The sequence below is a fragment of the Enterobacillus tribolii genome (assembly GCF_003363015.1).
In the GTDB taxonomy this organism is placed as follows: Bacteria; Pseudomonadota; Gammaproteobacteria; order Enterobacterales; family Enterobacteriaceae; genus Enterobacillus; species Enterobacillus tribolii.
In genome coordinates, this window is the sequence record NZ_QRAP01000005.1 from 31553 (window position 1) to 47049 (window position 15497).

Annotated in this window: 14 protein-coding genes; 6 read left to right on the top strand and 8 right to left on the bottom strand. The window is 54.3% G+C overall.

Annotation, left to right across the window (positions count from 1 at the left end):
• Positions 1-25 precede the first annotated feature (25 nt).
• From cdsA to rpsB, 7 genes are all read right to left on the bottom strand, one after another.
• Positions 26-877, bottom strand: coding sequence for a phosphatidate cytidylyltransferase (cdsA, locus tag C8D90_RS11435; protein WP_115458589.1), 852 nt, complete (start codon positions 875-877; stop codon positions 26-28).
• Positions 878-886: 9 nt separating this feature from the next.
• A complete protein-coding gene (ispU, locus tag C8D90_RS11440) occupies positions 887-1648 on the bottom strand; it encodes a (2E,6E)-farnesyl-diphosphate-specific ditrans,polycis-undecaprenyl-diphosphate synthase (protein ID WP_115458902.1) in 762 nt (253 codons plus the stop codon).
• Positions 1649-1964: 316 nt separating this feature from the next.
• Positions 1965-3164 (bottom strand): 1-deoxy-D-xylulose-5-phosphate reductoisomerase, encoded by a 1200-nt coding sequence (gene ispC / locus C8D90_RS11445; protein ID WP_115458590.1) that lies wholly within the window; start codon positions 3162-3164, stop codon positions 1965-1967.
• A gap of 179 nt (positions 3165-3343) precedes the next feature.
• Positions 3344-3901: a ribosome recycling factor gene (frr, locus tag C8D90_RS11450; protein WP_115458591.1), complete on the bottom strand. Its 558-nt coding sequence runs from the start codon at positions 3899-3901 to the stop codon at positions 3344-3346.
• Between the two features lie 100 nt (positions 3902-4001).
• Positions 4002-4730, bottom strand: coding sequence for a UMP kinase (pyrH, locus tag C8D90_RS11455; RefSeq protein ID WP_115458592.1), 729 nt, complete (start codon positions 4728-4730; stop codon positions 4002-4004).
• Between the two features lie 140 nt (positions 4731-4870).
• Positions 4871-5722, bottom strand: a complete 852-nt coding sequence (tsf, locus tag C8D90_RS11460) for a translation elongation factor Ts (protein ID WP_115458593.1) — start codon at positions 5720-5722, stop codon at positions 4871-4873.
• A gap of 153 nt (positions 5723-5875) precedes the next feature.
• Positions 5876-6601, bottom strand: a complete 726-nt coding sequence (gene rpsB, locus C8D90_RS11465) for a 30S ribosomal protein S2 (RefSeq protein ID WP_115458594.1) — start codon at positions 6599-6601, stop codon at positions 5876-5878.
• A gap of 350 nt (positions 6602-6951) precedes the next feature.
• Between rpsB and map the strand changes: the two genes are divergently transcribed.
• Complete coding sequence (gene map / locus C8D90_RS11480) at positions 6952-7749, top strand: type I methionyl aminopeptidase (protein ID WP_115458596.1); 798 nt, start codon at positions 6952-6954, stop codon at positions 7747-7749.
• 519 nt (positions 7750-8268) lie between these two features.
• Positions 8269-8541: a hypothetical protein gene (locus C8D90_RS11485; protein WP_115458597.1), complete on the top strand. Its 273-nt coding sequence runs from the start codon at positions 8269-8271 to the stop codon at positions 8539-8541.
• Between the two features lie 12 nt (positions 8542-8553).
• On the opposite strand, the gene C8D90_RS11490 is transcribed toward C8D90_RS11485, so the two are convergent.
• On the bottom strand, positions 8554-9405 hold the full coding sequence (locus C8D90_RS11490) for a LysR family transcriptional regulator (protein WP_115458598.1): 852 nt from the start codon (positions 9403-9405) through the stop codon (positions 8554-8556).
• A 532-nt stretch (positions 9406-9937) separates the two neighbouring features.
• On the opposite strand from C8D90_RS11490, the gene glnD reads away from it, so the two are divergent.
• From glnD to C8D90_RS11510, 4 genes are all read left to right on the top strand, one after another.
• Complete coding sequence (glnD, locus tag C8D90_RS11495) at positions 9938-12634, top strand: bifunctional uridylyltransferase/uridylyl-removing protein GlnD (RefSeq protein ID WP_115458599.1); 2697 nt, start codon at positions 9938-9940, stop codon at positions 12632-12634.
• Between the two features lie 47 nt (positions 12635-12681).
• Positions 12682-13506, top strand: coding sequence for a 2,3,4,5-tetrahydropyridine-2,6-dicarboxylate N-succinyltransferase (dapD, locus tag C8D90_RS11500; RefSeq protein ID WP_115458600.1), 825 nt, complete (start codon positions 12682-12684; stop codon positions 13504-13506).
• A 146-nt stretch (positions 13507-13652) separates the two neighbouring features.
• The gene (locus C8D90_RS11505; protein WP_115458601.1) at positions 13653-14039 is read left to right on the top strand and encodes a DUF3461 family protein; all 387 of its coding nucleotides are present in this window, start codon (positions 13653-13655) and stop codon (positions 14037-14039) included.
• A gap of 141 nt (positions 14040-14180) precedes the next feature.
• Positions 14181-15476, top strand: coding sequence for a ferredoxin reductase family protein (locus C8D90_RS11510; protein WP_115458602.1), 1296 nt, complete (start codon positions 14181-14183; stop codon positions 15474-15476).
• The last annotated feature ends 21 nt before the right edge of the window (positions 15477-15497 follow it).

The following is a 15497-nucleotide window of genomic DNA, read 5'->3' on the forward strand; positions in this document are numbered from 1 at the left end:
TTTCTTATCCCCGCTCCGGCGCGCACTAGTAAAACACTAATAGCATCAGACATGCAAATACCGGTACTGCCGCCGTGAGGCTGTCGATACGATCCAATATGCCGCCATGGCCGGGAATCAAATTGCCGCTGTCTTTAATGCCGGCTTCACGCTTGAACATGCTCTCCGTCAGATCGCCCAGCACCGAGGCCAGCGCGGCGATCACCGTGCAAATCAGCAGCGAAGAGGGCACCACGGTCAACGGCGCGTAACGGCTGAACAACCAGGAAATCAGCGCTGCGGTCAGCAGGCCCCCGATCAGGCCTTCCCAGGTTTTTCCCGGCGACACCTTCGGCGCCAGCTTGTTCTTGCCGAACATTTTGCCGAATACGTAGGCGCCGGAATCCGCGCCCCAGACCAAAAGCATCACGTACAACAGCCACCAGGCGCCCTGATGCGGGTCCTGCTCATAACCATGCAGGCGCAGGGCGAACATGCCCCAGAAAAAAGGAATGATGGTCACGACGCCAAACAGCGCCTTCAGCAAACGGGAGTGCTTCCACCAGGCGGCGGAAGAAGGATAGAAAAGAACCAACACCAGGGCCAGCAGCCACCAGACCACCGCCGCCCACAGCGGCAGGGCGATCACGGTAAGGTGAATGCTGCGGTTATAGGCGGGAATCGCCCATAACATCAGCACCAACACCAGGCCGCATAACAGTGCGCCCCAGATACGTTGCGACGGGGAGGAAAAACCGGCCAACGGCCCCCACTCCCAGGCGGCCAGCATACATACGGCCAGTGTAACGATTGCGAATCCCAGCGGCGGCAAGAGGAACAGGGCCGCGATAACGATCGGGATCAGAATAAGGGCGGTGATAACACGATACTTCAGCAAAAGTTCCCCCTACGACGCCACAGTCGCGTGAATAGGATCCGTTCCTCCGAATCGACGCTCGCGGTGTGCGAATGCGTTCAATGCGCCTTCAAAGGTAAGTTCATCAAAATCAGGCCACAATACGTCTGAAAAATAGAATTCAGCGTACGCAATCTGCCACAGCAGGAAATTGCTGACCCGGTGTTCACCGCCGGTACGGATGACGAGATCAACCGGCGCCAGATCGTGTAAGCATACCTGTTGATTCAGCAAATCCTCAGTGATATCGCCGGGCTGAAGTTCGCCCGCGGCCACCTTTTCCGTCAGTGACTGAACGGCCTGAATAATATCCCACCGCCCGCCATAGTTGGCAGCGATATTCAGCGTCAGGCCGCTGTTGTTTTCCGTCAGCTTTTCGGAACGGTGGATACGTTCCTGCAAGCGCATGCTGAAACGGCTGATGTCGCCGATAATACGCAGACGAACGTTATGCTTATGCAGGCTTTTCACTTCGCTGTCCAGCGCCCGGACAAACAGTTCCATCAGCGCGGAAACCTCCTGTTCGGGGCGGTTCCAGTTCTCGCTGCTGAAAGCATATAACGTCAGTGCCTCAATGCCATGGCTGGCGGCAAAACGCACGGAGCGACGCACGGACTTCACGCCCGCCCGGTGGCCAAAAACGCGCATTTTCCCCTGACGTTTAGCCCAACGGCCATTTCCGTCCATGATAATAGCGACATGCCGTGGTATCGCCGGAGAAGGCTCAGCCACGGGTTGATGAGTGGACGTCATAGGTGTTCCCGATTCCTCATAAATCCATACCCGACGCGGGAAAGATTTCGTTACCTGCCCCGCCGGATAAAATTGCGCCGAAGCGCCAACCAGCTTTTCCATGCGCAAAAAAGCCGTGTCCAAGTCACGGCTAACCCTTTGTTCGCATTTGCCCCCGTGCGGTACGCCTGTACCAACGCTGTTTTTCGATTTTGCATTGTTAACAACGCTAACCGGGAATGCTCTGAATATTACCTATTCAGCCTGCCAACAAGTGGCGCAGACTATATCACTTCAGCCGTAGGGTAACAAACGCCCTGCTTCGTCAATCCGCGGTTCAGCGGGCAAAGCGTCCGGACTCCTGCACCGCCAGCCTGCGTGCCGACTGGTCGATAGCTAAGACCTCATCAACGCTCTGAGGTTCGCTAACATTCAGTAAAGAAAGAACATGTTGGTTCAGAGCGGCGATATCGGTAAACCCGATGCGCCCGTCCAGAAACGCCGCCACGGCGATTTCATTCGCCGCGTTCAGTGCGGTTGTCGCCGCCTGCCCTGCGTTGCAGGCATCAATCGCCAGCTTCAAACAAGGATAGCGCGTCATATCCGGTTGCTCAAAGGTCAGCGCGCCAATGCGGCAAAAGTCGAGCGGCTCCACGCCGGTGCCCACACGCTGCGGGTAAGCCATCGCGTGGCCGATCGGCGTGCGCATATCCGGCGATCCCAGTTGGGCCAGCACGCTGCCGTCATGATAACGAACCATGGAGTGGATCACCGACTGAGGATGGATGATCACCTCCATCTCCTGCGCGGAAGCGTTAAACAACCAGCGCGCCTCAATGTATTCCAGCCCTTTGTTCATCATGGTGGCCGAGTCCACGGAGATTTTCCGCCCCATGGACCAGTTAGGGTGCGCGCAGGCCTGCTCCGGCGTCACAGCGGCGAAATCGCCCATGGGAAGCTGACGAAACGGCCCGCCTGAACCGGTCAGCACGATGCGGGAGACGCCGTGCTGCGCCAGCGAAGCAAAGCCCAGCTCTTTCTGCACCGCTTCCGGCAGGCTCTGAAAAATCGCGTTATGCTCACTGTCAATCGGCAGCAACTGAGCGCGGCTGTTGCGCAGAGCCTCCATAAACAGGCGCCCGCAGGTCACCAGCGACTCTTTATTCGCCAGCAGCACCTGCTTGTCCGCCCGGATCGCCGCCAGCGTCGGCAGCAGCCCTGCGGCGCCCACAATGGCCGCCATGACCTGATCTACGTCGTCCAGCGCGGCCAGCTCACACGCGGCGCGTTCGCCGGACAGCACCTCAATCCCTTCTGCGCCCTCCGCCGCCAGCGCGCTGCGCAGCGCCGCCGCCGCGGCCTCATCCGCCATCGCGACATAACGGGGATGGAATTCGACGCACTGCTGCAACATAGCCTGTACGTTTTTACCGGCCACCAGGGCAACGATGCGAAAGCGATCCGGATTAGCGCGCACCACGGCCAGCGTACTGTTGCCGATGGAACCGGTGGAGCCGAGAATAGTGAGCTGCTTCATGACAATGCTCTGAATAACGGTGACGAATGGAATAGATTGGATGCGTAAGTCTGAAACTTAGCGCGCGGCTTGTCTATGGATTGTTTGCCAATGCATGAGCAAGATTCCAGAGCCGCAAAAAATAATCCCCGAAAAAGCAAAAGCGCCGCCGAAGCGACGCCTGATGCCTTCTGATGAAATTAAAACTCCATCAGCTCAGCTTCTTTCTCGCTCAGCGACGTGTCGATCTTTTTAATCATCAGGTCGGTCAGCTTCTGGATTTCATCCTGCGCTTTACGCTCTTCATCTTCACCGATGGCTTTGTCTTTCAGCAGCGCTTTGATTTTTTCGTTGGCGTCGCGGCGTACGTTGCGTACGGATACACGCCCCTGCTCCGCTTCACCGCGCACCAGCTTGATCAGATCTTTACGGCGTTCTTCCGTCAGCGGCGGCAGCGGAACACGGATAACCGTGCCGGCAGATGCCGGGTTTAACCCCAAATCGGATGCCATGATGGCTTTTTCCACCGCCGGGCCCAAAGAGCGATCGAACACGGTGATCGCCAGCGTGCGGGAATCTTCCGTTACCACGTTAGCCAACTGACGCAGCGGCGTCGCGGAACCGTAATATTCAACCATAATGCCGTCCAGCAGGCTCGGATGCGCACGGCCGGTACGTACTTTGCTGATATGAGTTTTGAATGCGTCAACGCATTTGTCCATGCGCACTTCAGCATCTTTTTTAATTTCGTTGATCACGTTGCGAACCCTTGAAAACAGTTAATGTAATTGACGCGCCGCCAGTGCAAACGCGTCCGTCGTGGTCAAACAATCAGGCTTCTCTTCCGCCGTATCCCCATCAGGATGCGGAGATCAGCGTTCCTTCTTTTTCACCCATGACCACCCGGCGCAACGCGCCCGGCTTGTTCATATTGAATACGCGGATGGGCAGATCGTGATCGCGCGCCAGCGTAAATGCCGCCAGATCCATCACGCGCAGCTCGCGCTCCAGAACGTCCTGGTAGGAAAGCGTTTCATATAACGTGGCGTCCGGGTTTTTCACCGGGTCCGCGGAATACACGCCATCTACCTTGGTCGCCTTCAGCACGACATCAGCCCCGATTTCGATACCGCGCAGACAGGCGGCGGAATCCGTCGTAAAGAACGGGTTGCCGGTACCCGCGGAGAAGATAACCACGCGGTTGTTACGCAGCAGGCTGATCGCCTCCGCCCAGCTGTAGTTGTCGCACACGCCGTTCAGCGGGATCGCGGACATCAGACGGGCATTTACATAAGCGCGGTGCAGGGCATCACGCATCGCCAGGCCGTTCATCACCGTCGCCAGCATCCCCATGTGGTCGCCGACCACGCGGTTCATGCCAGCCTGCGCCAAGCCTGCGCCGCGGAACAGGTTCCCCCCGCCGATCACCACGCCAACCTGGATGCCCAGCTCAACCAACTCCTTGATTTCCTGAGCCATACGATCCAGCACCGCCGGATCGATACCAAAACCTTCCGTACCTTGCAGGGCCTCTCCGCTAAGCTTGAGCAGGATACGCTGATAAACGGGTTTTGCGTTGGTAGCCATGATGTTCGTCCTAAGAAGCAGTCAATTAGTGGTCTTGAGATATTTCCTCTGAGCCCTGAATACGTCATGGCTCACAGGAATAATTCGGGCCGGATAAAACGGAACCGCCAAACGGCGGCTCCATTTTGTCGCTCAGGGAATTATGCCCCTTTGGACATTGCAGCAACTTCTGCGGCAAAGTCGGTTGCGACTTTCTCAATGCCTTCACCCACTTCAAAGCGGATGAAGCCAGTCACGTCAGCGTTGCGCTCTTTCAGCAACTGACCAACGCTTTTGCTCGGGTCCATAACGAACGGCTGACCGGTCAGAGAAACTTCGCCGGTGAATTTCTTCATGCGGCCTTCAACCATTTTCTCTGCGATTTCTTTCGGCTTGCCAGACTGCATGGCGATGTCCAGCTGTACCTGGTACTCTTTTTCTACCACTTCAGCAGACACGTCTTCCGGCTTAACGAATTCCGGCTTGCTTGCAGCAATGTGCATCGCCAGTTGCTTCAGCAGCTCTTCGTCAGCGCCTTTAGCGGCAACCAGAACGCCGATACGCGCGCCGTGCTGGTAAGAGCCCAGAACGTCGCCTTCCAGGGAAGCCACGCGACGGATGTTGATGTTCTCACCGATTTTAGCAACCAGGGCAACACGCTCTTCTTCGAACTGCGCCTTCAGAACTTCAACGTCAGTGATTTTGCCTGCAACCGCTGCATCCAGAACTTTGTTAGCAAATGCCTGGAAACCACCGTCTTTAGCAACGAAGTCAGTCTGGCAGTTAACTTCCAGAATGATGCCGTAAGAACCGTTGATCTTGGTGATGATCACGCCGTCAGCCGCTACGTTGCCTGCTTTTTTCGCCGCTTTGATCGCGCCGGATTTACGCATGTTTTCGATTGCCAGCTCGATGTCGCCGTTAGCTTCAGTCAGCGCTTTTTTGCAATCCATCATGCCTGCGCCGGTACGCTCGCGCAGCTCTTTTACCAGGGATGCGGTAATTTCAGCCATTGTTTATTCCTCGGTTATCCCGCCACGGCACCACCGCCACGGGACAGGTTCTCTAGTCTAATGAAATTGGTGTAAATAAAAGGGGCCCTAAGGCCCCCTAACCAACATATTCAATACCTGGTTAATAAGGGCTCAATCGCTGAGCTTGCCTTATTATTCAGCTTCTACGAAGCTTTCTTCCGCCTGAGAAACCAGATCCTGAGAACGGCCTTCACGGACGGTTGCCGCAACGGCGCTCAGGTACAGGCTTACGGCACGGATTGCGTCGTCGTTACCCGGGATAACGAAGTCAACGCCGTCCGGGTCGGAGTTGGTATCTACGATAGAGAATACCGGGATACCCAGGTTGTTGGCTTCTTTAATCGCGATGTGTTCGTGATCGGCGTCGATAACGAACAGTGCATCAGGCAGGCCGCCCATGTCTTTGATACCACCCAGGCTGTTTTCCAGCTTCTCCAGCTCACGAGTGCGCATCAGCGCTTCTTTCTTGGTCAGCTTGTCGAAGGTGCCATCCTGAGACTGGGTTTCCAGATCTTTCAGACGCTTGATTGACTGACGAACGGTTTTCCAGTTAGTCAGCATGCCGCCCAACCAGCGATGGTTCACGTAGAACTGATCGCAGCTCAGTGCAGCTTCTTTTACCGCTTCGCTTGCAGCGCGCTTGGTACCTACGAACAGGATTTTGCCTTTACGGGAGGCAATTTTGTTCAGCTCAGCCAGGGCTTCGTTGAACATCGGTACCGTCTTCTCAAGGTTGATGATGTGAACTTTATTACGGGCACCGAAGATGAACGGCTTCATTTTCGGGTTCCAGTAACGGGTTTGGTGACCAAAGTGTACGCCAGCCTTGAGCATATCGCGCATGGAAACAGTTGCCATGATAAAACCTCTGCAGATAAATTTGGGGTTATGCCTCCACGTATCCCATAAAACCGACCCCGCAACCTGCGCTGAAGGGCACCCCGGCCTATGTGCCGATACGTGTGTGTTGTTTAATGTATAAAAACACAAAGTGAGATTTACGGTATCATCATTCCGCTCGATACGTATAAAACGGAATAAAAGCCGCGGCGCGCTTTATACCATAAACACACGCCTGACTCCAGTTCTTGTTGCAAATCGGGCGAATGAATGCGGCAAAATTTGGCAGTGCGCGGCGAGACTGATACCATAACAAGCAATTGCTTCTCATTTGCCGTTTCTCCGGCACTGGCGGACATAATAATTTCATGGCGATATCAATCAAAACCCCTCAAGACATCGAAAAAATGCGCGTAGCCGGCCGCTTGGCCGCAGAAGTTCTGGAAATGATCGCGCCCCACGTTAAGCCCGGCGTAACAACGGGTGAGCTGGATCGCATCTGCGATGACTACATCACGCAGCATCAGCACGCGATTTCCGCCTGCCTGGGCTACCACGGTTTTCCGAAGTCAGTTTGTATTTCAATTAACGAAGTCGTTTGCCACGGTATTCCGAGCGACGACAAGGTGCTGAAGGACGGCGACATCGTCAATATCGACGTCACCGTCATCAAAGACGGCTGGCACGGCGACACCTCCATGATGTTTATCGCCGGTAAACCGACGATCCTCGGCGAGCGCATCTGCCGTATCACGCAGGAAAGCCTTTATCTGGCCTTGCGCATGGTGAAACCCGGCATCCGCCTGCGTACCCTCGGTAAGGAAATCCAGAAGTTCGTGGAGTCCAACGGCTTTTCCGTGGTACGTGAATATTGCGGCCATGGCATCGGCGAAGGCTTCCATGAGGAGCCGCAGGTGCTGCACTACGACGCGGACGACGGCGGCGTCGTGCTGCAACCGGGAATGACGTTTACCGTCGAGCCGATGGTGAACGCCGGCGATTACCGCATCCGTACCATGAAGGACGGCTGGACGGTGAAAACCAAAGATCGCAGCTTGTCCGCGCAGTACGAACATACCATTGTGGTCACGGATAACGGCTGTGAAATCTTAACGCTGCGGGCAGATGAAACCGGTATTCCGCGCGTCATCACGCACGCCGGATAAATAATACGTTGGCAGCGGCCTGAATCCGTCAGGTCGCTGCAAAAAGCGCCGCATCAAATATACACGCCCTTCCGTAACCAATAAGCGCGTTGAACTTTCGTCATGTAAATCCACATAATAAACGTGGCTATTCCGTGCTCTGCCAGAGCGCCGGTTTCATTATGTAATCCATCACTAAAATAATGTTTACCTGAAGTTTAACGCCATCAAATAACGTATATCTATCAGCGCTTATCCCTATTTACCCCCTTCTCTAGTGCACCTTTCAAAACAACAATATTGTGCTGACGGTACTATTCATATCAATGGAATAAAAATGATACGGCACACCCTCTCTTATCACTTCTATGTATATGATTTAGTAACCGCAGGATGCATCCGGAGCAAACAAATACGATCTCTATCAATGAGTTACATCGCAGAAAAGTAATTCAAGCCATAAAATAGCGATCCTAATCAATAGGTTATGCTATAGTTTTGCAAAACAAAAAAGCATTCTTTATAGAGGCGTAAAAACCGATGCTATCTATCTCGGAGCACTATGAAAAAAGTACCCTTTCATTAGCCATTGGCAAACGTTCATTTATAAATACCTGTTACTTCGGTCAGTTCATCGGCATCACCGGGCACGATCTTGATCACGCCAACCTCTCATTTATCTTCGAGCTGGATAATAAAAAAAGAGTCAGCATACCTGCATATTGCAGCAGGCTAAATTTCGAATATCATTATCCTGACGGACAAAAAAGCTACCTGAACCCGCTTCTGCACTGCATCATGATTATTCCGTAGGGCTCTTTCCGGCTAGATAAACGATCTTAATGCTTTCCGGACACTCTCTTTATTATCTGAATACTCCGGACTCAGCTTATGATAAACATGGATTTTGATTTTCTTACCCTCCAGTTTTTTTACTTTCACACTCTCCATATTGAACATGGCGGAAATCTTCTCCGTCATAATACCGCACCCTCTGCCAAGCCTGATGCTGTATAGCGTACTGATCAAATCGTAGTCATGCTCGAGGAAACCGATCTCGCCAAAGTCGCCCTTGAGCAGTTCCGCAAAAACTTCGCGCATATAGTGAGCGCTGGCGTCCTGCCAGATGAGCAACGTCAATGGCGTACCGGCGCTAATCTCGTTTGCCGACAGCAACACCAAGTCATCACTGAGCCACTCCTCATGCGCAACGGGATCGCTAAACTGAATGTCTCTGAGCGACAGAATAAGCTGGTTATTTTCATAGAATACGTTATCAACGTCTTCCCTTTCGATAACCGTATGTTCGCACTTTGCTTTTATCCCGGACGACTCAATAACCATTGCGATGTATTTATACAGCTGCTTAGGGAATGTCGTGTCAAACCTTATCATCATGCCTGTATTGGCATACTTGCTTTTTATCTCATTTTCTATAGCCAGTAATTGGACATAAACCGGCCGAATTTTATTGTAATATTTCCAGGCTAACTCCGTAGGCTCCAGCTCATTATATTTGCGCTTAAACAACATACCGCCTAAGTAATCTTCAAGCTCACAGATTACCTTGCTCAACGGAGAACGGGTGATACATAACGCTTCCGCCGCCTTCGCAAAGTTTCTTATCTCCATGACCACCATGAAGTAACGCATTTTCTTTGCTATCAGATAACTCATATATACCCGTCAAACCATCCGGCCTGCAATAACGTTAAAATGTGTACGGTCATTCAGCTGATGACAACGTATTAAGAATAAAAATACAAGAAAATCATACAATAAAAATACAGTTCATATAAGTAATGATTATTATGTGAATTTAACCATAGCAACAATCTTGCTATGAAGCATACAAAAAAACAATATAGTCACCAGAGAAAATAATTTCACATGTAACCTTAAGAAGATAAGAAAGTTATATCACTCTATCTTGCCGCCATAATGACATTAATGGAGAACAAAGAAAAACAGGCGCCAAAATCCGTGGGTAAGCGTATTCAGCCAGAGAATTAAAACTTATATTTAAAGCGTTCCCTCATTAACCCTTTCCCGCCACGTCATGCAATAGCACGCCGGCATCCGGCTCCGGCGGTTTTAAGATAGCTGCGCTTGCGTAAAATTAGTGGCACAATGAATTAATCACACGCGCCAATTGTACTCGTTGCCAAAGGCGCTTTACGGCATAAACCGGCTTTTGATAGGTTCCCTCATGTCAGAATTAAATGGTCAGTTGCCCCATGATGCCGCCCATGACAGCAAAACGTTGCCGAACGCTACGCATCCGCTTCCCGCCTCGCCCGAAACCTTCACCGATGAGCAGCTCGCCTGCGCGCCATTGAAACATTCGCTGGAAGAATTCCAGCTGTGGCTGGCCGATGCGTTTAATGCCGGCGTCTCGGCTGAAGCTTTGGTTTCCGCCCGCTCCCAATACATCGATCGCCTGCTCAGCCGCCTGTGGCGACAGGCCGGTTTTGAAGGTCGCCAGAGCATGGCGCTGATCGCCGTCGGTGGTTACGGCCGCGGAGAATTGCACCCTTTATCTGACATCGACCTGCTGATCCTGAGCGAGCAACCGCTGGCCGAAGAAGACGCCCGGCGCGTCGGTGAGTTAATCACCCTGCTGTGGGACCTGCGGCTGGAAGTCGGCCACAGCGTACGCAGCCTGGCTGAATGCATCCAGGAAGGATTGTCGGACCTGACCGTCGCGACCAACCTGATCGAATCACGGCTGATCAGCGGCGACGTAGCGCTGTTCCTGCAACTGCAAAAAAACATTTTCAGCGAAGACTTCTGGCCCTCGCCCAAATTTTTCCACGCCAAAGTTCAGGAGCAGCATGAACGCCACCAGCGCTACCACGGCACCAGCTATAACCTGGAGCCGGATATCAAAGCCAGCCCCGGCGGCCTGCGCGATATTCACACGCTATTGTGGGTTGCGCACCGTCATTTCGGCGCCACGTCGCTGGACGAAATGGTCGGCTTCGGCTTCCTGACCGACGCGGAGCGCAGCGAGCTGAACGAATGCCAGAGTTTTTTGTGGCGCATCCGCTTCGCCCTGCATCTGGTGCTTCCGCGCTATGACAACCGTCTGCTGTTCGATCGCCAGCTCAGCGTCGCGCGATTGCTGCACTACGACGGCGAAGGCAATCAGCCCATCGAAAAGATGATGAAGGATTTTTACCGCATGACGCGCCGCGTCAGCGAGCTGAATCAGATGCTGCTGCAATTGTTCGACGAAGCCATCCTGGCGCTGGACACCAACGAAAAGCCCCGTCCCCTGGATGATGATTTCCAGCTGCGCGGCAGCCTGATCGACCTGCGCGCCGCAGACACCTTTATCCGCGATCCGGCCGCCATCCTGCGCCTGTTTTACGCGATGGTGCATAACCCCGCGATCAAAGGTATTTACTCAACCACGTTGCGTCACCTGCGTTACGCCCGCCGTCATCTGAAACAACCGCTGTGCGACCTGCCCGAAGCGCGCGCGCTGTTTATGGCGATCCTGCGCCATCCCGGCGCGGTACACCGGGCGTTGCTGCCTATGCACCGCCACAGCGTGCTGTGGGCCTACATGCCGCAGTGGGGAAAAATCGTCGGGCAAATGCAGTTCGATTTATTCCATGCTTATACCGTTGATGAGCACACCATACGCGTACTGCTGAAGCTGGAGAGCTTCTCATATGAGAAAACCCGGCCGCAGCATCCGTTGTGTGTGGAACTTTATCCGCGCCTGCCCCAGCCTGAGCTGCTGTTGCTGGCCGCCCTGTTCCACGACATCGCCAAAGGCCGCGGCGGCGATCACTCCGAGCTGGGCGCGCAGGACGCGCTGGAATTCGCCGCCCTGCACGGGCTGAATTCGCGCGAAGCCCAGTTGGTTTCCTGGCTGGTGCGCTGCCACCTGCTGATGTCGGTCACCGCCCAGCGCCGTGACATTCAGGATCCGGCGGTCATTCAGCAATTCAGCGCCGAAGTGCAAAGCGAAACCCGCCTGCGCTATCTGGTCAGCCTGACCGTCGCAGACATCTGCGCCACTAACGAAAGCCTGTGGAACAGCTGGAAACAGAGCCTGCTGCGCGAACTTTATTTCGCCACCGAGAAACAGCTGCGCCGGGGCATGCAGCACGTCCCGGACCTGCGCGAACGCGTACGCCACCACCGGCTTCAGGCGCTGGCGCTGCTGCGCATGGACAACATCAACGAAGAGGCCCTGCACCGCATCTGGAGCCGCTGCCGCGCCGACTATTTCCTGCGCCACAACCCTAATCAGCTGGCCTGGCATGCCCGCCACCTGCTCAAACACGATGACCCCGGCAAACCGCTGGTGCTGGTCAGCCATCAGGCCACCCGCGGCGGAACGGAGATTTTCATTCACAGCCCGGATCGCCCCTACCTGTTTGCCGCCGTTGCCGGCGAACTGGACCGGCGCAACCTCAGCGTACACGACGCCCAGATCTTCACCAACCGCGACGGCTACGCGATGGACACCTTCGTCGTGCTGGAGCCCGACGGCAGCCCGCTGGCGCAGGACCGCCACGACACCATCAGGTTCGCCCTCGAACAGGCGCTGACGCAGCAGCAATACCGCCATCCGCGCGCGCGCCGCCCGTCATCCCGGCTGCGGCACTTCAGCGTTCCCACGGAAATTTCATTTTTGCCCGCCCATACGGATAAACGCAGCTATATGGAGCTGGTCGCGCTGGATCAGCCCGGTTTACTGGCAAGGGTTGGTGAGGTTTTCGCTGATTTAGGACTGTCGCTGCACAGCGCGCGCATCACCACGATCGGCGAACGGGTAGAAGATTTGTTCATTATCGCCGACGGCGAAAGAAAAGCATTGGACAAGAAAATGCAGGATGAAGTGGCTAAGCGGTTGACAGCGGCCCTCGATCCAACCGATAAAGAATAGCTCATAAAATAGTATCAATTAACACAACATTCAGGAATGAAATCAGGATGCAGCAGTTACAGACACTTATCGAGAACGCTTTCGAGCGCCGCGCAGACATCACCCCGACCAGCGTTGACGCGGTAACCCGCGAAGCGGTTAATCAGGTTATCGCCAGCCTGGACAGCGGCGAGCTGCGCGTGGCGGAAAAAATCAACGGCGAGTGGGTTACGCATCAATGGCTGAAAAAGGCCGTTCTGCTCTCTTTCCGCATCAACGACAACCAGGTGATGGAAGGCGCTGAAACCCGCTTCTACGATAAAGTGCCGATGAAATTCGCCGACTACGACGAAGCCCGCTTTCAGCGCGAAGGCTTCCGCGTCGTGCCGCCCGCCAGCGTGCGCAAAGGCGCTTTCATCGCCCGTAACAGCGTGCTGATGCCTTCTTACGTCAACATCGGCGCCTATGTTGACGAAGGTACGATGGTCGATACCTGGGCCACTGTCGGTTCCTGCGCCCAAATCGGTAAAAACGTACACCTTTCCGGCGGCGTCGGCATCGGCGGCGTACTGGAGCCGCTGCAGGCCAACCCGACCATCATCGAAGACAACTGCTTTATCGGCGCGCGTTCCGAAGTGGTTGAAGGCGTGATCGTCGAAGAAGGCTCCGTGATCTCCATGGGGGTTTACCTGGGCCAGAGCACCAAAATTTACGATCGCGAAACCGGCGAAGTTCACTATGGCCGCGTGCCGGCCGGCTCCGTGGTGGTTTCCGGCAACCTGCCTTCTAAAGACGGTAAATACAGCCTGTACTGCGCGGTCATCGTGAAAAAAGTCGATGCCAAAACGCGCGGAAAAGTGGGCATCAACGAGCTGTTACGCAGCATCGATTAAAAAATAAAAATGCAGCGGGCCTGGCCCGCTGTTTTTTTTTTGGCTCTACAATCAACCGTGTTAACGCAACGCAGAACACAGATTTCTTCCGGCAGGCCGTTTACGCTGTCTCCCGTCGAATATGGATAAACCAAGAAGGTGCCGCTATGTATGACAACCTGAAAAGTCTGGGGATTAATCAACCCGAAGATATTGACCGTTATAGTCTGCGCCAGGAGGCCAACAACGACATTCTGAAGATTTATTTTCGCAAGGATAAGGGAGAGTTTTTTGCTAAGAGCGTGAAATTTAAATATCCACGTCAACGCAAAACCGTTGTCGCCGATAACACCGCTCAGGGGTATAAAGAGATCCACGAAATCAGCCCGGCGCTGCGCTACGTCATTGATGAGCTCGATCAAATCTGCCAGCGCGATCAGGTAGAAGTCGATCTCAAGCGTAAGATCCTGGACGACCTGCGCCATCTTGAAAGCGTGGTTTCCCATAAAATCGCTGAAATTGAGGCCGATCTGGAAAAACTGACGCAGAAATAACCGCAAGAGCGGGCGCCGGTTGCCCGCTTTTCTTCCCGCCGTTACAAACATGACAAAACCGTAATCTGCCCATCAGCGGTTTGTCATTCTCACCCCGGTATTCTGACTTTACGGACTCTGCAACCGCAAGGAATACCACATATGCGTCGTTTAACCGGCTTTCTGTTTTTCATTTGGGCTATCGCCTTCCTGTTTTCCCTGCCGGAAACCTTCAGCTTCTTTTTCTGGCGCCGGCAAATCATCCTGCTTACCGGCATTCTTGCGCTGGGCTACATGAGCGCCGCGATGGTGCTCGCCATCCGTCCGGCGTGGCTGGAGAAATGGCTGAACGGGCTGGATAAAATGTACCGTCTGCACAAACACCTGGGAATCGGTGCGTTTGTCATGCTCTCGCTGCACTGGCTGGCGTTTAAAGCCGGTAAGTGGCTTACCCAGGCCGGCGTTTTGCAACGCCCCCACCGCGGCCCGCCGGAAGGTATTAACTGGCACGCGATCGCAAATGACATCGGTGAATATGCGTTTTATGCCTTCGTGATATTTGCCGTCGTCAGCCTGGCGAAAAAGATGTTCAACTATAAAAAGTTCATGCTGCTGCACAAGCTGGCCGGCGTCATTTTTATCGCCGGGGCATTGCACACCGTTCTGTCGCTGAACTGGGAGGCAAACCAGGCGATCTACAGCCTTGCCGCCGTGCTGCTGTGTGCCGTCGGCGGTTACTGCGCCTGGCTTTCGCTGAGCGGGAAGATCGGGCGCAACAGAAAAGTGCGCGGAAATGTCACGCAAACCCGTACGCTGGCGGATAATACCCTGAATTTTCACCTGCAGCTCGACGGGGATATCCATTATCGTCCCGGACAGTTTATCTATCTTGACTTGCTTGATGGCGAAAGCCCTCACCCCTTCACCGTGGTGAATTACGATGCCGGAACGCGCACGCTGGAGCTGGCGGTCAAGGCGCTGGGCGACTACACCAGCACATTGCTCAAAACCCTGCAACCCGGGCAACCAGCGGAGGTTGAAGGCGGTTACGGCCGCTTCCTGCTGGTAAACGACACGCACCAGGTCTGGATAGGCGCGGGTATCGGTATTACGCCGTTCATTGCCTGGCTAGAGGCCCTGGCCGCAGGCCGGCATTCTGCGAAGCACATTGAAAAGATCGTGTTCTTTTATTGCGCGGCAAGCCCGCGGGAGGCATTCTTCCTGCAACGCCTTCAGCAATTAACCAGTAAAATCACCTGCATAGACTTCCAGGTATTACTGGCCGAGCGCGGGGAGTTACTGACACCAGAAGCCATCGTCGAACGAATGGGAAACCGGTGCGACTATTCCGTCAGCTTTTGCGGCCCGGCGCCGTTTGCGCAAACGCTGAAAAAAGGGCTGACGGCAACCGGCTGGGATGAACGCCGCTTCCATAACGAACTGTTTTCCATGCGCTGACGCATAATGAACCGGAACGCC